The sequence below is a fragment of the Achromobacter sp. ACM02 genome (genome assembly GCF_014851605.1).
Lineage (GTDB): Bacteria > Pseudomonadota > Gammaproteobacteria > Burkholderiales > Burkholderiaceae_B > Achromobacter > Achromobacter aegrifaciens.
In genome coordinates, this window is record NZ_JACUZY010000003.1 from 159778 (window position 1) to 177836 (window position 18059).

Annotated in this window: 21 protein-coding genes and 3 tRNA genes; 10 read left to right on the plus strand and 14 right to left on the minus strand. The window is 64.1% G+C overall.

Annotated elements, in window-relative coordinates; translation table 11 throughout:
- The first annotated feature begins 316 nt into the window (after nucleotides 1-316).
- The gene (gene phaP / locus IB258_RS09575; protein WP_054449962.1) at nucleotides 317-895 is read left to right on the plus strand and encodes a TIGR01841 family phasin; all 579 of its coding nucleotides are present in this window, start codon (nucleotides 317-319) and stop codon (nucleotides 893-895) included.
- A gap of 149 nt (nucleotides 896-1044) precedes the next feature.
- Here phaP and IB258_RS09580 read toward each other — a convergent pair whose 3' ends face one another.
- The 5 genes from IB258_RS09580 to IB258_RS09600 all read right to left on the minus strand — a co-directional run bounded on the left by IB258_RS09580 (nucleotide 1045) and on the right by IB258_RS09600 (nucleotide 5227).
- On the minus strand, nucleotides 1045-2085 hold the full coding sequence (locus IB258_RS09580; RefSeq protein WP_175181134.1) for a quinone-dependent dihydroorotate dehydrogenase: 1041 nt from the start codon (nucleotides 2083-2085) through the stop codon (nucleotides 1045-1047).
- Between the two features lie 67 nt (nucleotides 2086-2152).
- Nucleotides 2153-2890 carry an arginyltransferase gene (locus tag IB258_RS09585; RefSeq protein ID WP_192352513.1) on the minus strand — a complete coding sequence of 246 codons (738 nt, stop codon included), beginning with the start codon at nucleotides 2888-2890 and terminating at the stop codon, nucleotides 2153-2155.
- 42 nt (nucleotides 2891-2932) lie between these two features.
- Nucleotides 2933-3706: a leucyl/phenylalanyl-tRNA--protein transferase gene (aat, locus tag IB258_RS09590; protein ID WP_192352514.1), complete on the minus strand. Its 774-nt coding sequence runs from the start codon at nucleotides 3704-3706 to the stop codon at nucleotides 2933-2935.
- Nucleotides 3703-4284 (minus strand): NUDIX hydrolase, encoded by a 582-nt coding sequence (locus IB258_RS09595; protein ID WP_054449970.1) that lies wholly within the window; start codon nucleotides 4282-4284, stop codon nucleotides 3703-3705. The genes aat and IB258_RS09595 overlap by 4 nt, the downstream gene beginning before the upstream one ends.
- A gap of 10 nt (nucleotides 4285-4294) precedes the next feature.
- The gene (locus IB258_RS09600; protein ID WP_175213841.1) at nucleotides 4295-5227 is read right to left on the minus strand and encodes a LysR family transcriptional regulator; all 933 of its coding nucleotides are present in this window, start codon (nucleotides 5225-5227) and stop codon (nucleotides 4295-4297) included.
- A gap of 130 nt (nucleotides 5228-5357) precedes the next feature.
- Here IB258_RS09600 and IB258_RS09605 point away from each other — a divergent pair, with 130 nt between their 5' ends.
- Nucleotides 5358-5759 carry a DoxX family protein gene (locus IB258_RS09605; protein WP_125471643.1) on the plus strand — a complete coding sequence of 134 codons (402 nt, stop codon included), beginning with the start codon at nucleotides 5358-5360 and terminating at the stop codon, nucleotides 5757-5759.
- Between the two features lie 97 nt (nucleotides 5760-5856).
- Entirely contained in the window at nucleotides 5857-6321 is a 465-nt protein-coding gene (locus IB258_RS09610) for a nuclear transport factor 2 family protein (RefSeq protein ID WP_192352515.1), read from the plus strand.
- A gap of 9 nt (nucleotides 6322-6330) precedes the next feature.
- On the opposite strand, the gene IB258_RS09615 is transcribed toward IB258_RS09610, so the two are convergent.
- The 3 genes from IB258_RS09615 to IB258_RS09625 all read right to left on the minus strand — a co-directional run bounded on the left by IB258_RS09615 (nucleotide 6331) and on the right by IB258_RS09625 (nucleotide 8272).
- A complete protein-coding gene (locus tag IB258_RS09615) occupies nucleotides 6331-6921 on the minus strand; it encodes a DUF2946 family protein (protein WP_054449975.1) in 591 nt (196 codons plus the stop codon).
- 2 nt (nucleotides 6922-6923) lie between these two features.
- Nucleotides 6924-7247: a hypothetical protein gene (locus IB258_RS09620; RefSeq protein WP_054451291.1), complete on the minus strand. Its 324-nt coding sequence runs from the start codon at nucleotides 7245-7247 to the stop codon at nucleotides 6924-6926.
- 113 nt (nucleotides 7248-7360) lie between these two features.
- The gene (locus IB258_RS09625; protein WP_054449977.1) at nucleotides 7361-8272 is read right to left on the minus strand and encodes a LysR family transcriptional regulator; all 912 of its coding nucleotides are present in this window, start codon (nucleotides 8270-8272) and stop codon (nucleotides 7361-7363) included.
- A gap of 98 nt (nucleotides 8273-8370) precedes the next feature.
- Here IB258_RS09625 and IB258_RS09630 point away from each other — a divergent pair, with 98 nt between their 5' ends.
- Nucleotides 8371-9345, plus strand: coding sequence for a D-2-hydroxyacid dehydrogenase family protein (locus tag IB258_RS09630; protein ID WP_192352516.1), 975 nt, complete (start codon nucleotides 8371-8373; stop codon nucleotides 9343-9345).
- Complete coding sequence (locus IB258_RS09635; RefSeq protein ID WP_054449981.1) at nucleotides 9342-9800, plus strand: hypothetical protein; 459 nt, start codon at nucleotides 9342-9344, stop codon at nucleotides 9798-9800. Before IB258_RS09630 ends, IB258_RS09635 begins: the two co-directional genes overlap by 4 nt.
- 100 nt (nucleotides 9801-9900) lie before the next feature.
- Here IB258_RS09635 and IB258_RS09640 read toward each other — a convergent pair.
- The 3 genes from IB258_RS09640 to IB258_RS09650 form a co-directional block, all read right to left on the minus strand.
- Nucleotides 9901-9974 (minus strand) — tRNA-Cys (locus IB258_RS09640).
- A gap of 55 nt (nucleotides 9975-10029) precedes the next feature.
- Nucleotides 10030-10105: transfer RNA gene (locus tag IB258_RS09645), tRNA-Gly, on the minus strand.
- Nucleotides 10106-10255: 150 nt separating this feature from the next.
- Nucleotides 10256-10894 carry a ProQ/FINO family protein gene (locus IB258_RS09650; protein ID WP_192352517.1) on the minus strand — a complete coding sequence of 213 codons (639 nt, stop codon included), beginning with the start codon at nucleotides 10892-10894 and terminating at the stop codon, nucleotides 10256-10258.
- A 55-nt stretch (nucleotides 10895-10949) separates the two neighbouring features.
- On the opposite strand from IB258_RS09650, the gene IB258_RS09655 reads away from it, so the two are divergent.
- Nucleotides 10950-11333 carry a hypothetical protein gene (locus IB258_RS09655; protein WP_192329780.1) on the plus strand — a complete coding sequence of 128 codons (384 nt, stop codon included), beginning with the start codon at nucleotides 10950-10952 and terminating at the stop codon, nucleotides 11331-11333.
- Here IB258_RS09655 and IB258_RS09660 read toward each other — a convergent pair.
- On the minus strand, nucleotides 11322-11957 hold the full coding sequence (locus IB258_RS09660) for a hypothetical protein (RefSeq protein WP_192352518.1): 636 nt from the start codon (nucleotides 11955-11957) through the stop codon (nucleotides 11322-11324). The two genes, IB258_RS09655 and IB258_RS09660, sit on opposite strands and share 12 nt — an antisense overlap.
- Before the next feature lie 459 nt (nucleotides 11958-12416).
- Between IB258_RS09660 and IB258_RS09665 the strand changes: the two genes are divergently transcribed.
- Nucleotides 12417-15350: an autotransporter outer membrane beta-barrel domain-containing protein gene (locus IB258_RS09665; RefSeq protein WP_192352519.1), complete on the plus strand. Its 2934-nt coding sequence runs from the start codon at nucleotides 12417-12419 to the stop codon at nucleotides 15348-15350.
- Nucleotides 15351-15522: 172 nt separating this feature from the next.
- Here the strand turns inward: IB258_RS09665 and IB258_RS09670 are convergent, their stop codons facing one another.
- Both IB258_RS09670 and IB258_RS09675 read right to left on the minus strand, forming a co-directional pair.
- Nucleotides 15523-16137, minus strand: coding sequence for a hypothetical protein (locus tag IB258_RS09670; protein WP_192352520.1), 615 nt, complete (start codon nucleotides 16135-16137; stop codon nucleotides 15523-15525).
- Nucleotides 16138-16248: 111 nt separating this feature from the next.
- A tRNA-Gly gene (locus IB258_RS09675) sits at nucleotides 16249-16324 on the minus strand.
- 321 nt (nucleotides 16325-16645) lie between these two features.
- Between IB258_RS09675 and IB258_RS09680 the strand changes: the two genes are divergently transcribed.
- Genes IB258_RS09680 through IB258_RS09690 form a run of 3 tightly spaced genes read left to right on the plus strand, consistent with a single transcriptional unit; the run spans nucleotide 16646 to nucleotide 18058 of the window.
- Nucleotides 16646-17380 carry a succinate dehydrogenase/fumarate reductase iron-sulfur subunit gene (locus IB258_RS09680; protein WP_054449990.1) on the plus strand — a complete coding sequence of 245 codons (735 nt, stop codon included), beginning with the start codon at nucleotides 16646-16648 and terminating at the stop codon, nucleotides 17378-17380.
- Between the two features lies 1 nt (nucleotide 17381).
- A complete protein-coding gene (locus tag IB258_RS09685; protein ID WP_054449992.1) occupies nucleotides 17382-17717 on the plus strand; it encodes a succinate dehydrogenase in 336 nt (111 codons plus the stop codon).
- The gene (locus IB258_RS09690; protein ID WP_054449994.1) at nucleotides 17714-18058 is read left to right on the plus strand and encodes a succinate dehydrogenase; all 345 of its coding nucleotides are present in this window, start codon (nucleotides 17714-17716) and stop codon (nucleotides 18056-18058) included. Before IB258_RS09685 ends, IB258_RS09690 begins: the two co-directional genes overlap by 4 nt.
- The last annotated feature ends 1 nt before the right edge of the window (nucleotide 18059 follow it).

Here is an 18059-nt window from a genome sequence, read left to right on the forward strand (position 1 = left end):
TTGTCTGTCATCAGCGTGAAAGCAGTTTAGAAAACAATTGATACGACGTCACTTCGGGTATTTCCTGAATCCTGGGAAACCTTTGTGCTGGATCAAACCCGGACAAGGCATGCACCGTCAAAGTGCAATTCTCTGTTGCGTCGCACAAAAACTCCTTGACAAGGATTTTTCTCAGCCTAGAATGTCAATTGTGCAGTGCATCAAACGGGCCGGCGGTAGCTTGTAGTACCAGTTTCCGCGCACGTTTCTATAGTTCGTCGCAGACAACCATTCCTTATTTGCCGGACAGCCTCCGGCTACCCTGAAGGAGCATTCTATGAGCGCTATCCCGCAACAAGTCCTGGACCGTCAAAAGGCCAGCATCAACACCATCGTGGCCGCCCAGTCGGCCGTGTTCGCCGGCTTCGAAAAGCTGGTCGAGCTGAACCTGAAGGTCGTCAAGGCCACCCTGGACGAAGTCGCCCAGAAGTCACAGCAAGCCGCTGAAGTCAAGGATCCGCAGGAAGCCGCCGCTTTCGCCTCGGGCCTGCTGCAGCCGGGCGCCGAAAAGGCCATGGCCTACACCAAGCACGTGTACGACATCGTTGCCGGCGTGCAGACCAGCCTGGTCAAGCTGACCGAGGAACAGATCGCCGAAGGCCAGCAGCAGCTGAGCGAAGCCGTCGACCAGTTCTCCAAGAACGCCCCGACCGGCTCCGAAAGCGCCGTTGCCCTGATCAAGTCCTCGCTGGCCACCGCGACCAGCGCCTACGATTCGATGACCAAGGCCGCCAAGCAGGCCGCCGAAGTCGCCGAGTCGAACCTGAATGCCGCCGCCAACGCGACCTTCAAGGCTGCCTCGGATGCCGCCGACGCCGCCACCAAGGTTGCCAGCCGCAGCCGCCGCAGCGCCTAAGTTTTTGGCGCGCAGTGCTGCGCAAACCGCAGTTATGTAGTACTGTTGAGTGACAGAGCAGAGCTGGAATTAGGGCCACCCACCGGGTGGCCCCTTTTTTTGCCTGCTTTTTTCGCTGTACGGCCGGCGGATGCCGGCCGCGTCTGGGCTCAGCGCGCCACGGCGCGCACGCACTCGCCTACCAGCGCCGGGCCGCGGTAGATCAGGCCGGTATAGAGCTGCACGGCGTCGGCGCCCGCATCCATCTTTTCGCGCGCCTGGCGGCCCGACATCACGCCGCCCACGCCGATGATCGCCAGGCTGCCGCCCAGCTTTTCCTTCAGGCGGCGGATGACGGCCAGAGACAGTTCATGCACCGGGGCGCCCGACAGGCCGCCCGCTTCCTCGGCATGCGGTTGGCCGGTGACGGCGTCGCGCGAGAGGGTGGTGTTGGTGGCGATGACGCCGTCGATGCCGTGGCGCGGCAGCGTTTCCGCGATGGAATCGATCTGTTCGTTTGTCAGGTCCGGAGCGATCTTCACCGCCATGGGCACGCGCCGCTGGTGCTGGTCTTCCAGCGCGCGGCGCTTGTCCGCCAGTTGCGCCAGCAGGGCCGACAGTTCGTCGCCGCCTTGCAGCGCGCGCAGGTTCTTGGTGTTGGGCGATGAAATATTCACCGTCACGTAGTCGGCATGCGGATACACGCCTTCCAGCCCGATCAGGTAGTCATCCGCGGCGCGCTCGATGGGCGTGTCCGCGTTCTTGCCGATGTTCAGCCCCAGAATGCCGCCTTGCTTGCGCCAGGTGCTGCGCTGCACATTGGCCAGGAAGGCTTCCAGGCCCTGGTTGTTGAAGCCCAGCCGGTTGATCAGCGCATTGGCGCGCGGCAGCCGGAACATGCGCGGCTTGGGGTTGCCGGGCTGCGCGCGCGGGGTCACGGTCCCCACCTCGATGAAGCCGAATCCCAGGTTGCCCAGTGCGTCGATATAGGCGCCGTTCTTGTCCAGGCCCGCGGCCAGCCCGATCGGGTTGGCCAGCTGCAAGCCCATCAGCGTGCTTGGCGCCTTCGGCTGCGCGTGCATGAGCTTGCGGGTGGCACCGCATTCATAGGCGCGTTGCAGGCCCGACAAGGTGACTTCGTGGGCGGTTTCCGCGTCCATGGCGAACAGCGCCGGGCGGGCCAGGGGATAGGCGTGGAAGAGGATAGACATGGGGCGGAATTGTAGAGCGAATTTTGCCGGCCCTGCGCCGCCCCTGGCGCTTCAAAGAAGGGGCGGATCAGGCGAGCGGCAACGCGGGCTGGTCGCCCCACACGCCGTCGACCAGGAACTGGGCTGGATGGAAGCTGGATTTGTAGGACATCTTGCGGCTGTCGGCGATCCAGTAGCCCAGGTACAGCCAGGGCAGGTTCAGCGTGCGGCATTGTTCGATCTGCCACAGGATGCTGTAGGTGCCCAGGCTGCCGGCAATGTCGGGATCGTAGAAGGTGTAGACGGACGACAGGCCGTCGTCCAGCACGTCGATAATGGACACCATGACCAGCTCGCCGGTCTCGTCGCGGAACTCGACCAGGCGGGTGTTGACACGGCTGGTGAGCAGGAATTGCGCATACTGCGTGCGGCTGTCCTCGTCCATGCCGCCGCCCGGATGGCGGCCCTGCTGGTAGCGCGTATAGAGCCGGTAGTGCTCGGGCGACCAGGCCAGCTCCGCCACGAATGACTGCAAACCCTGGTGATCGCGCCAGGCGCGGCGCTGGCTGCGATTGGGCGCGAAGCCCGCCGTATCCACGCGCACCGGGATACAGGCGTGGCAGTTGTCGCAATGGGGCCGGTAGGTGAACAGCCCGCTGCGCCGAAAACCTTGCTCCACCAGTTGCGAATACGTCCCTGCGTTGATCAGATGACCGGGCGCGGCAACCTGCGACCGTGCCTGGCGACCCGGCAGATAGCTGCAAGGGTAGGGAGCGGTGGCGTAGAACTGCAGGGTGGAGAAAGGGAGTTCTTTGAGCTGGCTCATCGGAGGTCCCGCAATGCGGCAGCAGGCCCGCAAGGGGAGTGGCTACATATTAACGCCGAACCCCGGGCCCGATGCTGTGTCGGGATGCAAGCGGCCAGCGCTGTCCAGCGTGCCCCGCGCCCACGCGACGGCAGGTAGCGCAGTGGCGGTGCGCACATGCTGCAGGAAAGCGGCGCGCGGGATGGGGCGCGCGCCCAGGCTGGCCAGGTGGCGCGTCTGCTGCTGGCAGTCGATGCGTTGCACGCCTTGCGCGGCCAGATAGCGCACCAGATAGGCCAGCGCGATCTTCGAGGCGTTGGGCGCGCGGGTGAACATGGATTCACCGAAGAACATGCGGCCCAGGCTGATGCCGTAGAGGCCGCCGGCCAGTTCGCCGTCAATCCAGGTTTCGATGCTGTGCACGTAGCCGGCCTCATGCCAGGCGCGATAGGCCTGCTGCATGGCTGCGGTGATCCAGGTGCCGGGCTGGCCGTCACGCGGCGCGGCGCATTGCGCCATCACCTCGGCGAAAGCGGTGTCCACGCGTACCTGCATGCGCGGCGCGGCGCCTTGCTCCTGGCTGGCGATCTGCCGCAACAGCTTGCGCAGCGAATGCGAGGGCGCGAAGTCCTTCACGGCGAGCACCATGCGCGGATCTGGGCTCCACCACAGGATGGGCTCGCCCTCGGAGTACCACGGGAATATGCCGTTGGAATACGCCTCGATCAGCCTGGCCGTGGATAAGTCCGCGCCCGCCGCGAGCAGGCCGTCGGGATCCGCAAGCGCAAACTCCGCGGGCGGAAAAGGGGTGTCGACGGCGAGCCAGGGCAGTTTCAACGGTGCGATTCTAGGGTGTAGTGGTGGGGGGGATACACGCCCAGCTTGCGGTCTTCAAAGTAGTGCCGCAGCGTCGTGGCCACGGTGCGGAACGCCAGGTCGTCCCAGGGGATCTCGGACTCGTCGAAAAAACGGGCCTCCAGGCTTTCGGGGCCGGGGTCCAGCGCGTCCGACAGCGCATCGGCCAGGTAGAACACGTGCACCTGATCGATCTGCGGCAGGTCGATGATGGTGTAGAGCTCGCCCAGCTTGATGCGCGCGCCGGATTCTTCCAGTGTTTCGCGGGCGGCGCCCTGCGCCGTGCTCTCGCCCAGCTCCATGAAGCCGGCGGGCAGGGTCCAGGTGTTGTAGCGCGGCTCGATCGCGCGCCGGCATAGCAGGACGCGGTTCTCCCAGACCGGCACCGTGCCGACCACCAGCCTTGGATTCTGGTAGTGGATCGCACCGCAGTGATCGCAGATGTCGCGTTCGCGGTTGTCGCCTTCGGGAACCCGGCGGCTGATGGGCGAGCCGCATTGGCTGCAGAAATGCGAACGGCGCGGCGCGGGGAAGTATTCGAGGGGCGATTTTGCGGTCATGGGTACGATTCTAACGGCTGCGGCGGGGGCTGGCGCGCCGGCCCGGAACGGCTGGGGAGGAGGCGCCGAAGCGGCCTTCCAGATGCTCCACGAAGGATCGTACCTTGGGCGACAGGAAGCGCCGGTGGGGGTAGACGGCGTACATGGAGATCGGGGTATGGGCGTAATCGGTCAGCAGCGCAATCAGGCGCCCGGCGCGGACGTCGTCGCCCACCAGGAAATCGGGCTGCAGGATGACGCCGTGCCCGGCCAGGGCCGCGGTCCGCAGCACATCGCCGTTATTGGCCCGCAGGGCCGCGTTCACGCGCACCAGATGGGTCACGCCGTCCTTCTCGAAATGCCATTCGTTGCCGGTGCTGGCATAGGCGTAATGCAGGCAGCGGTGCTGCTTCAGTTCCTCGGGCGTCTGCGGCGTGCCATGGCGTTGCAGGTAGTCGGGCGCGGCGCAGACCAGCAACTGCTGCGGCGCCAGCGGCCGCGCGACCAGCGAGGAATCCTGCAGCGGCCCGATGCGCACCGCCACGTCGTAGCCGTCCTCCACCAGGTCCACCACGCGGTCGTTCAGGTCCAGGTCGATGATCACGTCCGGGTAGCGTTGCAGGTACTCGGCTATGGCAGGCCCCAGGTGCAGGATGCCGAACGACACCGGCGCGCTCACCCGCAGCCGGCCGCTGGGCCGTTGGCCCTCGGCCTGCAGCGACAGCTCCAGGTCCGCCACCTCGGCCAGGATGGGCCGCACGCGTTCATAGAAGGCGCGTCCGGCGTCGGTCATGCTCAGTTTGCGCGTGGTGCGGTTCAGAAGGCGCACGCCGTACTTCTGTTCCAGATAGGCGATCTGGCGCGTGACCACGGAACGGGCCTGGCCCATCTTGTCGGCCGCGGCCGCGAATGAGCCCAGTTCCACGACCTTGGCATAGGTCTGCATGGCGGTGTGCGTGTCCAAGATTGTTTCCTATCGGGGAACAATAATTTGCAATTCTGCATGTTTATCTTTGTTTTTGGAATCGCAAGAATAGCGCTCATCAAGAATCTTCCCATCCTGGGCGATTCCCCTACCGCTCTAGGAGAGTGCAATGGTTGATACCCGTACCGCGCCCTATGCCGCGCTGCTGCTGCGCGTGGCGCTCGGCGTCATGTTCCTGGCCCATGGCCTGACCAAGCTGCTGGTGTTCACGCTGCCCGGCACCGCGCAGTTCTTCGCCAAGATCGGCTTCGCCGGCTGGCTGGCATACCCGGTGACGTTTTTCGAGGTCGGCGCCGGCGTGCTGTTGATCCTGGGCGTCGTGCCGCGTTGGGTCGCCGTCATTGCCGTGGTGCAGCTGTTCGTGGCGTCGACGGTGCATTTTCCCAATGGCTGGGGCTTTGGCAATGCGGGCGGAGGCTGGGAATATCCGATCTTCCTGACCGTGGCTGCGGCCGTACTGGCGTTGCTGGGCGACGGCAAGTACGCGCTGGTCAAGAGCGGCCGCGGCTGATCGCTGCGCGCACCAGACTGTCTACTGCCACGGACGTGGCCGACAGGACGGCCGGACCATAGAATGGCCCGGCCGTTTTTCCATTCCGGAGTTCTCCATGTTCTTCTCCAAGCCTTACTTCAAGCGCACCGCTGCCGCAGCCATGCTGGCCCTGGCCCTGTCTCCCGCCGTCCATGCGTCCGCCGAACAGGAAGCCGCCAACAAGGTGGCCGTGCTGGCCTTCTACGAAAAGGGCCTGAACCAGAAGGACGCGGATGCCGCCTTGAAGTACGTCGGCGACCGCTATGTGCAGCACAACCCGAATGCGGCGGACGGCCCCGAAGGCTTCCGCAAGTTCATCGCCTTCCTGCGCGACAAGTTTCCGCAGTCGCGCAGCGAGATCAAGCGAGTCTTCACCGATGGCGACTACGTGATCCTGCATGTGCATGCGGTGCGCCAGCCCGGCGATCGTGGCAGCGCCATCATCGATATTTTCCGCCTGGAGCAGGGCAAGATCGTGGAACATTGGGACGCGGTGCAGCCCATTCCCGAGCAGTCCGCCAATCCCAACGGCATGTTCTGAACGCGCCGTTCAGGCGCGGGGATTCGCTTCGAAGCCCAATTCCCGCGCCACATCCTTTTGCGCTATCAGCGCCAGCGGCGCGGCCGCATAGGTTCCGGGCAGGACGGCCTGGACTGCGCCACCGGGCGCAAGATCCGCCAGCGCATCCAGCAGCGGGGCGCCGTCCGCCGTGGCCATCTTCTCCAACAGCGGCTGCAGATCGCGGTCCAGCACGATGCCGGCGCCCAGGGGCGTCATCGCATACAGCTGTCCCGCGTCGTCCAGCTTCCACGTATCGACCGAATCGACCGCGACGTTCGTGTGCGTGAGCAGTCGGCGGCTGTCGTCGCTCAGCCGCAGCACATAGGGCGCGGCGTCCAGCCGCAGGAACACGCGCTGCGGACCATTCTGGAAGAACCAGCGGCCCGCTTCATCGTGTTCGTAATTGCGGTTGATGAATTCCAGGATCTGGGTATTGGTGATGGATTCGCCCGGGCCGCCTTCGGCTGATTGCCCTTGCGGATGCAGGCGCCAGCGGCCGCGCGCGTCCAGCGACAGCCAGCCGTATACCGCTGGCACGTCGGGCCAGCGGGCTAGCGCGTCCTTCACCGATTGATCCATGTTCAGGGGCGGATGATGATGGGGGGCGGGTTGATGACAATGGCGGGCGCCGGCATCACGGCCACCGGCTGCGGCACCTGCACATAGCCGTGGCGGTAGTCGTCCCGGCATTTGCGCTTTTCCTGGTAGTCGCCATTGCGCTTCCATTTGCGCTCGACCTTACAGGCGCCGTCCCAATACTGCTCTTTATACTCGCGCCCGTGGCGATGGCGGTGCTTGTCCGAATCGGCCTGCGCCGCAAGCGGGGCGAGCGTGAGCAATGCCGCCGTGGACAGCGTCAACAACGCGGAGGAGGGGCGGGCTCGAGAGTTCGGAATGGTACGCATAGGGTCCGTCATCAGTTGCAAACGGCGTCACCATAGCAATCATTTGATTGACGGCGCGTAGGGATGCGTAACCAGATGCTGGCAGAAAGCCGCAATCGTACCTGAGCCGCGGTTTACTGCGGCGCGGCAGGGCGCCGTTGCGAGCGTCTTTCGCGCCTTATGAATCCCAAGAGCGCTTCGGCAGCGGGTGAAAGGCTGCTGCCGCGGCGTTGCATCAGCACGAATGCCCGCGACACAGCGGGGCGCACCAAGGGCACCGCCGCCAGCATCGGATAGGCCCCAGGTTGCAGGGCGAGATCGGGAACGATGGCCACGCCCACTCCCGCCGCCACCATGCCCACCGCGGTCGTGCTTCTCTGGACCTCGAAGCGGGCCTGCAAGGCGATGCCCGCGGGCAGTTGATCATCGAGCAGGGGGCGGTTGCTGCTGCCCGCGCCAGGCAGGATCAGCGCTTCGTTCTCCAGCTCGGACCAGGGAACCGCCTTGCGCCGGGCCAGGCGGTGTTCATTTCCGCAAACCAGCACGAAACGGTCGTGCAGGAGTTCCTCGTATTCGATTTCGGGTACGAGTCTGTCCGCGATCCCTATGCCGAACTCGGCGGCGCGGTCCAGAACGGCCTGCTGCACGGCAGCGGAAGAGTGGTCCAGCACGCTGACCCGGTTGTCCGGAAATGCCGAGGCATAGGCTTGCAGCACGCGTGGCAGAAAGCGGACGCCCACCGTCGGCACGCAGGCCATGGTCACGTTACCCGCGAGCGCCTGCCGTTGTTCCCGGATCTGCTGCAGAGCGCTTTCCAGTTCACCCAGCAGGCGCCGCGCCTGCGGCAGGAAGCTGCGGCCCACGGTGCTCAGAGAGAGCGTGCGGGTGGTGCGATCGACCAGGCGTACGCCCAGGTGGATTTCCAGGTTCCGGATGCGGCGGCTCAGCGCCGCCTGCGAGAGGAACAGCGACTCGGCGGCCTTGCCGAAACTTTCCCGTTCGGCCAATGCCACAAATGCTTGAACGCCCAGGACGTCCAGTTTCATAGGTTTTTTGCATCAATGAACGAAATCATTTCATTTTACGAGGAGCCCCAGGCAGCGTAAAAATTGAGCACTCACTCTCACCCAGCAGGGTACCGCAAATGAAGATCGCTATTCTGGACGACTGGTTCGACACTCTCCGTCGCCTTCCTTGCTATGCCCTCTTGCGAGATCACGAGGTCACTGTCTGGACGGATCACGCCGAAGATACCGATGTGCTCGCGCAGCGCCTCGCCGATACGGAAGCGTTGGTCTTGATCCGCGAGCGCACCACCATACGTCGCGAGTTGATCGAAAAGTTGCCCAAGCTGCGCCTGATTAGCCAGCGCAGCGTCTATCCGCATATCGACGTCGCCGCATGCAGCGACCATGGCGTCCTCGTTTGCTCGGACCTGCACGCCGATACGCCCTCTTATGCCGCGGCGGAGCTGACCTGGGCGCTGGTGCTGGCCGCTATGCGCCAGTTGCCGCAACAGGTGGAATCCATGCGGCACGGCCATTGGCAAAGCGGCGTGGGCCACACCGTCCGGGGCAAGACCATGGGCATCTTCGGCTATGGCCGCATCGGCCGGGTGGTTGCCGGCTACGCGCGGGCGTTCGGCATGCGGGTGCTGGTCTGGGCCCGCCCCGAGTCGCTGCAGCACGCACGCGACGACGGGCACGAAGTCGCGGCCTCCAAGCAGGAGTTCTTCGCGTCCTGTGACGTGCTGTCGCTGCATATGCGCCTGGTCGCCGCCACCAAGGGCATCGTCAACGCGGCGGACCTCGCGGCCATGAAAGAAGGATCGTTGTTCGTGAACACCAGCCGTGCCGGACTTGTCGAACCTGGCGCATTGGAGCGGGCGCTGCGGGCAGGCCGTCCGGGTATGGCGGCGCTGGATGTCTTCGAGCAGGAGCCATTGACCGATACCGCGAATCCGTTACTGCAGATGCCCAATGTCCTGTGCACGCCTCACATCGGATACGTGACCTATGAGGAATGGGATCTGCAATTCAAGGACGTGTTCAACCAGATTCTTGCCTTTGCGGCAGGCCAGCCCGTGAACATGGTGAATCCGCAGGTGGCGTCGTCATGAACCTGTCCTTGGAACGCCTGGCGAAGCAGCTGGATCTGGCTGCCGCGAACCAGGAACGCCTGCGACTGGCTTTCGGCCTCGCCTGTGCGCAGCGGGTCGAGTATCTGCTCGAAGAACAGGAGGTCGTGGATTGCCTGGCGAGCCTGGGCCGTTATCTGGACGGCGCGATCGACCACGAACAGCTGGAGCAGATTTCCAGGCGGGCTGCGCGCCTGGCGAACCAGCACCAGGGATCGAAATCGTTGGACGGCTGCGGCCATGCCGCGGTGTCCGCGACCTATGCGGTTGCCAGCGCCCTGGCCGGCAAGGCGCTGCGCGCAGCCGAATACGCGGCTTACGCGGCGGTTTACGGACAGGGTGGTTACGGCGCCGTGTCTGATCCCGAAGCGTTCGGGGTGGAGTTCGCCTGGCAGACGAAATGTCTGGAGTCCTTGGCTGCCGGTAGGGTTGAATAGTCCGTATCGATGCTGTGGAACGGCGCCTTGTCGTGCGGAGCCCGGCATCTCGGAAAACAAAAAACCCGCAGATTTTCATCTGCGGGTTTCGGAAAATCGCTGGAGGCGCAAGCCGGAATCGAACCGACGTACACGGATTTGCAATCCGCTGCATAACCACTCTGCCATTGCGCCAGCACTTGCAAGAAAAAAGGAAGCGCGGTGTTGGCCGTTGCTTCCTTTTTGTATTTGGAGCGGGAGACGAGTCTCGAACTCGCGACCTCAACCTTGGCAAGGTTGCGCTCTACCAACTGAGCTACTCCCGCGGGGGTACTGCAATTTGGTGTGTTTTCTGACTTGGTTTTCAGAAAGGCCGTGTCCACCAAAGACAGCGATTATACACAGAATTTTGGGCTTGTGTAGCCTGGCGGGGCGGGGAAGTGAAAAATCCCCGCCCGCCGGGCCAAACAGTGTCCTCAGGGCGTATCGCTCGATGCCGGCGTTATGACGGCCGCGGCTTCGGGGGCGGCTTCAGGCGCGGGGGCGTCAGCCGGGGCGTCAGGGGATGCGGCAGCCGGCGCGGCGGCCTTTTTCGCGGGACGAGCCTTGCCGGCCGGCCGGCGCGAAGCCTGGCGGCGCGCGTAGGCGGCTTGTTCCGCCGTGACCGTGCCTGCAGGCTGGCCTTGCAGGTCGACGCGTGTAGCGTCCGCGACCATGCTGCTCCAGTAGCGGCTGCCCTTGCACCAGGTGGCGATGGCTTGTTTGAGCTGTTCTTCCGTCATGCCCAGCTTCTCGAGATGCTGGGCCGCGTCGGCCAGGATGCCTTGCTTGAGCGGCAGCTTGGGCGCGGGATTCTTGGGGAACGCCTGCGGGAAGTGCTTTTGCAGGCGCCAGATGGCCTCGACCGCGGGGTCGACGGGCTCGCGCTTTTGCTGAGGGCGGGCGGCAGCCTTCGCTTGACCCGACTCGCGCTTTTGCTGCGGCCGCGCCGTAGCCTTCGCTTGATCAGGCTCCCGCTTCTTTGTCCGGCCTGCCGCCTTCGGTTGGACCGGCACCGCCTTTTGAGCCTGTGCCCGCAGCTGCTCGCGCAGGTCGGCAAGTTTTTCAAAACCCATTGTTATTTCCAAGACCTCAGATTTGTTCAGGCTGAAGGTTACCGCATGTGCGCGAATGCAGCACAGCCTGGGCGTTACGCGTGTGGCGCCGACGCCATGGCCGCAGACGTCGGCGGATGCCGGTTTGCCGGCGGATCAGCGTTTGGAAGACGGGCAGGCGGGCTGGCCGGGCACCTGTATGTTTCTCTCGGTTTGCGGCGGGCCGGACCAGGCTGAGTCCGATCGGCGCGACGTCGATGATCTTGCGGTTCAGCGCGAGGCTGTCGATGAGCGCTGTCTGATGCCGTATCGCGGGCGAAACCAGCGTTTCCCTGATGTGGCGTACGCCCAGCTGGCGCCTTGGAAGCTGAAGGAGTCGCGGGCCAACCTTGCCGAGATCGAGCCGGTTGCGGAAGGAGAGGGGCCGCCGTGCAAGGCGACCCGGCTGTCATTGTCGTAAAGCGCATAGCTTGCGCCGTCGCTGGCGTGTTCCGCTGTGATGACGGAGGCGATGTCGTCGACTTCGAGTCCTACCCAGGTCTGCTCGTTGCCAGCCCCTTCGAGCGGCGTATACAGAAACAGATAATCGGTGGCGTCCGCTGTGGTGTCCGCCTAGCCGCGTGTCGTCCACCGCCAGGCGCGTCGAGCCGGGGCCTGCCAGCGTTGTGTAGACGATGCGCGCGTTGGCGGCGGCTACGTCCGCCCGGTTGCGGCGGGTAAGAATCAGCGCCCAATCGTAGGAGTCCGCTCCGTTCATCAGCGGGATGACGTTGACCTGTCCGGTCTGGCCGAAGGTCCTGGGCGTGTGCTGGGCTGGCATGCGGTCGGTGTTGCGCACTGACGAGGCGGCCACTGCCCGGAGCAGCGTTTCGCGCTGATCGAAGAATATCTGCGCGCGGTCAGCGGCGGCATTCATGCGGCGGCGGTAGCTGGAGACCTCGTCACTGAACGACCAGTACATCGACAGCATCGTGCCGATGAGTATGCATGCCTGCAGTGCCATGGCGAGCAGATGCAGCAGGATCATCGGCAATCTGGCGGTTGCCGGCGTGTATCCGTCGGGGAGGCTGGGGGCGGCCATCATGCCAGCGATGGTATGGGCCGGGCCGGGCTTCACGGATAAGAAAATTCTGGAAGCGCGATGGCGCCGGAGGCCTCGTTCCCCATATGGCTATGTCAATTTGTTTCCCGATTGCCTCGGAAATCGGGAAATAGTGCGCCAGTTGTGTCGGCGTGGATGGTATCCGACAAGAAAATTTAAATAAATCGGATATTGGTCATTTTATTTATTTTCTACGTGCGGATGGTATCCATATTCAGATTCTGCGATTTTGGATGGTATCCAAGATACTGAATTAATTAATAAAGATGGTATCTATTCATTAATTTTCGATATTGAAAGAAAAGGGGTATAAATTGCCTCCTTTTTTCGCGAAAACTTGTTTCGGCCATTAGGTTTACCCGGTTACTTAATAATACTTTTATAGCGATCCGGTAATGCCTTGGATATCAGATTTATTAATCGACATATGGAGGATTTACGTTGATACACGACACGAAGAAATGGCTGACGGCGACGCTCGCGCTGAGCGCGTCCTACTGCGGTGGCGTTACGGCTGCGGACCTGACGGTTACGTCGGGCAATACGCAGGTGTTCGACGGCTCGGCCAATTTCCCCGGCGGGGTGGATGTCAACGGCGGCACGCTGGTGATCGGCGGCAATGGCGGCGGCTCGGGCGTTACGTTGGGCGGTAACGTCAATGCGAACTCGAACGGCACCGTCGCGGGCTTTGGCTCGATCAATGGCGACCTCAACGTGTCCGGCGCGCGCGTGGCGCCCGGCTATGAAGTCGGCACGCCCACTGGCGTCTCCAACGGCAATCTGGTCGTCAACGGCAACCTGTCGATGAACAATGCCGTGTTCAATTTCGAGACCGGCTACGCGGGGCTGCCGATTACGCAACCCGGCACCGGCGACAACATCACCGTGCGCGGCGATGCCGCCATCAACAACACCACGCTGAACGTCACGGTCAACACCCTGGGCGTCAATGCCGGCTACTACCGGATCCTGTCCTACGGCGGCAATCTGAGCGGCAACGGCCTGACGCTGGGGTCGGTCTCGGGTGATTCCGCCCCTGCCGCGACCATCCAGAACCTGACTGGCGACAAGCAGATCAACCTCATCCTGGGGCCGAGCACGACCAATCTGTGGAACGGCAACGGCGCGGCATCTGCAACCCGCTCGGGCGGCGGCAACGGCACCTGGAGCGCGGCCAGCACCAACTGGAACAGCCCGAGCAATGCCACGGGCGCTCTGCCCGACGGCGGCTATGCGATTTTCACGGGCGCAGCCGGCACGGTGACCGTGGACGGCAGCGCCGGGCCGGTGCGCGTGTCGGGCATCCAGTTCGCCACCGACCGCTATCGCCTGCAAGGCGCTCCCATCACCCTGGTCGGCAGCGGCGGCAACCCGCCCGCGATCGTGGTCGGTGACGGCACCTATGCTTCGGGCCAATTCGTCGACACCATCGACAACCCGCTGCAAGGCACGCAGGGCTTCGTCAAGACCGGCCCGGGATCGGTGATCCTGACCGCGGACAGCAGCGGCCTCACGGGCCCCATCCTGATCGCCGACGGCGCCCTGGAAATCGACGGCAAGCTGAACGGCCCGATGGACATCGGCCGCGAAGTCGTGCTGGCGGGCGTGGGCCAGGTAGGCACCACCAACCTCTATCCCACCGCGGTCATTTCTCCGGGCAATGACGGCACGCCCATGGGCACGCTCACCGTCAACGGCAACCTGACCTTTGGCCAGAACACCATCTACCGCGTGCATGCCGATCCGGCCAGCAGCCTCAGCGACCGCATCCACGTCACCGGCGTCGCCTACCTCGACGGCACCGTGGCGCATGTGGGGCCAGACGGCAACTACGCGCCGCGCACGACCTACAACATCCTGACGGCCGATGGAGGCATCCAGGGCCAGTTCACCGGCGCTTCGAGCGGATACGCGTTCCTGACGCCCACGCTCAGCTACGACCCGAAGAATGCGTACATGACCCTGACGCGCAACGACGTGCCGATCGGCAGCATCGGCGGCTCGGGCAACGAGAGCAACGTGGGTGGCGCGCTGGACCAGGAAGAGCCGCCCGCGACGGGCAACGGTTCGTCCTCGAACGGCAACGGCTCGGCGTCGACGGGCAATGGCTCGTCTTCTGCCGGCAATGGTTCGACGTCGACGGGCAACGGTTCGACGTCGACGGGGAATGGTTCGTCTTCGACCGGCAACGGCTCGACATCGACCGGCAACGGTTCGTCCACAGCCGGCAACGAAACGCCCCCCGCCGGTAGCGGGTCCTCCCTGGTCGACAGCGGCGTCGCCGCGGGCAAGAACACCGGCGCCAGCCAGGTGGCGGCGGCCGTGCTCGCCATGACGCCGAACGAAGCGCGTTCGGCCCTGAAGATGCTGTCGGGCGAAGCCTACGCCAGCACCGCCAGCGTGCTGCTGAGCCAGGGCGACACCGTGCGCACGCTGCCGCTGTCGCATCTGCGCGGCAATCTCGACGCGCCGGTGCTTGCCGGACGGCCCACGGCCCAACTGGGCGCGCCGTCGTCCGACGCCATGCCGCAAAGCGGCGCCTCGCCGGTTTGGGCGCAAGCGTTCGGCAACTGGAGCAAGTTCGGCAGCGACGGCAACGCGTCCAGCGTGAGCCAATCGTCGGGCGGCCTCTTCGTCGGCGGCGATGGCGCGGTCGGCGGCGGCTGGCGCCTGGGCGCTGCGGTCGGCTACATCGGCAGCCACAACTCGATCGACGACGCGTCCTCGCGTACCAATGTGGATAGCTACACGGCCACCTTGTTCGGCGGACGGAACTTCCAGGCCGGCCCTGGTCACGTCCGCTTCATGGCCGGCGCGGCCTACACCTGGCATGACATCGACGCAAAGCGCGACGTGGCAGCCGGCAGCCTGAACCAGCGCCTCGAGTCGTCCTACCACGCCTCGTCGACGCAGGTGTTCACCGAACTCGGCTACAACCTGCCGCTGGGCGATGCCTACACCATCGAACCCTTTGCCGGGCTGGCATGGAACCAACTGCGCACGCGCGGCTTCGAGGAATCGGGCGGCACGGCGGCCCTGCACGGGTCCAGCAATTCCGATGACGTGACCAGCACCACGCTGGGACTGCGCGGCGGCTGGGAGTTCGGCTCTGACCGCACGCCGGGCCGTCTGACCGCGTCGCTGGGCTGGCGCCATGCCATGGGCGATGTCAAGCCCAAGCAACAGCTGGCCTTCGAAGGCGGCAGCACGTTCTCGGTGACGGGCGTGCCGATCGCCCGCGACGCCGCGGTGTTGGGCCTGGGCGCAGAAATGGCGATCACGCGCAACACGACGGCCGGCATTGCGTATGACGCGCAGTTCGGCGGCGGCAACCGCCAGCAATCGGGCGTGCTCAAGCTGGCTGTGCGCTTCTGATTGGACGCCGCACAGGCGCAACAGGCATCGCGATTGCGGCGCCCGTTGTGCCTGTGCGGGTTGGAATCCAGGCCAAATGAAAAGGGGCGAATCGAAAGATTCGCCCCTTTTTCCAGGACTTGCTCAAGAATGCGCGCTGAGCGGGGCCAGGGCGGACGAGACGCAGTTGGTCCTAGCGCTTATCGGCCCCTTGCCATCGCAGATAAGCCGAGCGGGTAACAGCAGACACTGAATCGAGGACTTTCCGGTGATCGACCTGATGCCGCAGCATCAGCCGTGCATCGGCCACGGCGCGGGATTTGCAGAACCAATGGCAACTGTGCTGCAGCAGATACAGCTCTGCCGAGAGGTGGTACGCGCGTTCTCTTGCGTCCCAGTGGCTCTCGTTGTCCACGACATGGCGCAAGCCGGATGCATGGATGTGCAGCAGTTCACGAAAATCCCGTGTCCTTGCAGGAAGAAAGCGCTCGATGTATGGCACGCAGAACGAGAGCGTGCTCACACGGGTAGCCTGCGGACTTTCCTTTTGCATGGCGTCGGCCAGCGACCGTACTTGTGCCGCCACGGCGCGTTCGGTCTGAGCGAAGGTTTCCAGCACCTGTAGCTGGCGTGTTTCGGCGTCTTCGCGGATGGCGCGTGTGTAGCCTTGCGTCAGGGTTTCCATGTGGCGCTCAAGCTGCAAACCGCCCAGATGACGGCCCAGCAGCGAGATGCGGGCGCGCTGGTAGCGCACGCGCAGCACCTGCCATGCAGCGACAAGCACCAGCAGGATCAATGCGGTATCCATTGCCCGTGTTCCTTCATTTTTCAAGCGGCGCAAACCGCAATGAAAAAAGGGCCCGTAGGCCCTTTCTCAAGGATTTTCAGAATTCCGAGAAGGAAGCTGGAAATCAAAATTTGGAGCGGGAGACGAGTCTCGAACTCGCGACCTCAACCTTGGCAAGGTTGCGCTCTACCAACTGAGCTACTCCCGCAATTTCTTGTCTGGAGCCAGCCCCAACTGGGCGGTTCCTGACAAGCGAGGCGGAAGTATACCCAATTTTTCCAAAGATGCACGCTGGCCGCGGAATGCCGCGATGCGGGCCCTCGAAGCGGCGCGCTGACGCTGCTTCGGCGCCCCGGTGGTCGCCATTGATTGAACATGCGGCGGCGCGGCATGCGCCGGATCGCCAGTCCGGCGCTATGAAAACTGGCAAATTATCTTCAAAAAATATCAACCAAATCCATATTGCTTCACTCATACGCGAGATTCAGAATTCTGTTCATGGGCGCAGCCTGTCGCCCGAGGGCGGAAAATGGATACCAAGAACTCCACGAATCAGAGACAACTCACGGTCCGCATTTCCCGGGGAACCGAGGACGGGGCCTACTCCACGTACTCGGTCCCCTGGCGCGAAAACCAGACGGTCCTGGATGTGGTAACCGAAGTCCAGCGCACGCAGGAGCCCAGCCTCTCGTATCGCTACGCCTGTCGCGTCGGCGTGTGCGGGTCCTGTGCCATGACGGTCAATGGCAAGCCGCGCTGGACCTGTCGCACGCATGTGAGCCGCGTCGAGGAAGGCGGCGTGATCGTGATCGAGCCAATGCGCAATATGCCGCGGATCAAGGATCTCGTCGTCGATATGAGCGAGTTCTTCCAGAAGTGGGCGCGCGCCGGGAACACCTTCGTCGGCACAGCCACACGCAACGATCCGCCGGCGTTGGTGTCGCCGCAGAGCAAGAAGCGCAAGCAGGCCGACGCGGCCATCGAATGCATCAATTGCGGCGTGTGCTACGCGGCCTGTGACGTGGTGTCCTGGGACAAGGACTATCTTGGCCCGGCCGCCCTGAACCGCGCATGGACGCTGTACAACGACGAACGACACGCCGACCCCAAGGACGTGCTGCGCAAGGCCACCTCCGGCAGCGGCTGCAATTCCTGCCACTCCCAGGGCAGCTGCATGAAGCACTGTCCGGTAAGCCTCAGCCCCACCGGCAGCATTGCCGGATTGAAGCGCAGCGCCATCTTCAGCCTGCTCAAGGGAGGCTGACATGGAAGCTCGTCTTTTCGCGCTCCAGCGTCTGACGGCGATGGTGATGGCGCCCTTTGTCCTGGTACATGTGGGCCTGGTCATCTATGCCGTGCGCGGCGGCCTGACCGCGGGCGAGATCCTCTCGCGTACCGAGGGCAACTGGTTCTGGATAGTCTTCTACGGCCTGTTCGTCGTGAGCGTCTCGGTCCACGTGCCGATCGGCGTGCGCAACATCCTGATCGAGTGGCTGCAGTTGGGCCGCGGCGCGGCGTCCGCGGTCGGACTGGCGTTCGGCCTGGGACTGCTCATCCTGGGCGTTCGCGCCGTCGCGGCGGTGGGAGGCCTGATGCCATGAGATCCGCGCGCAACCATCAGGCGTACTGGGCTTTCCTGGGGCATCGCATTTCCGGCCTGGCGCTGGCCCTGTTCCTGCCGGCGCATTTCTATGTGCTGGCGATGGCGCTGGACGAAGCGCGGCTGGACGGATTCCTGAAGCTCGCCGACATGCCGGCGATGAAGGTCGGCGAGTGGGGGCTGGTGCTGCTGCTGACCCTGCACATGTTCTTCGGGCTGCGCCTGCTCGCACTGGAGCTGCTGCCTTGGCGTTCGCCGCGGGACGCGCGCGTCGCGTGGATCGGCTGGGGCTTTGCGGTCTCCATGGCGACGGGCCTGGTTTTCATCGCGGGAGTGATCTGAG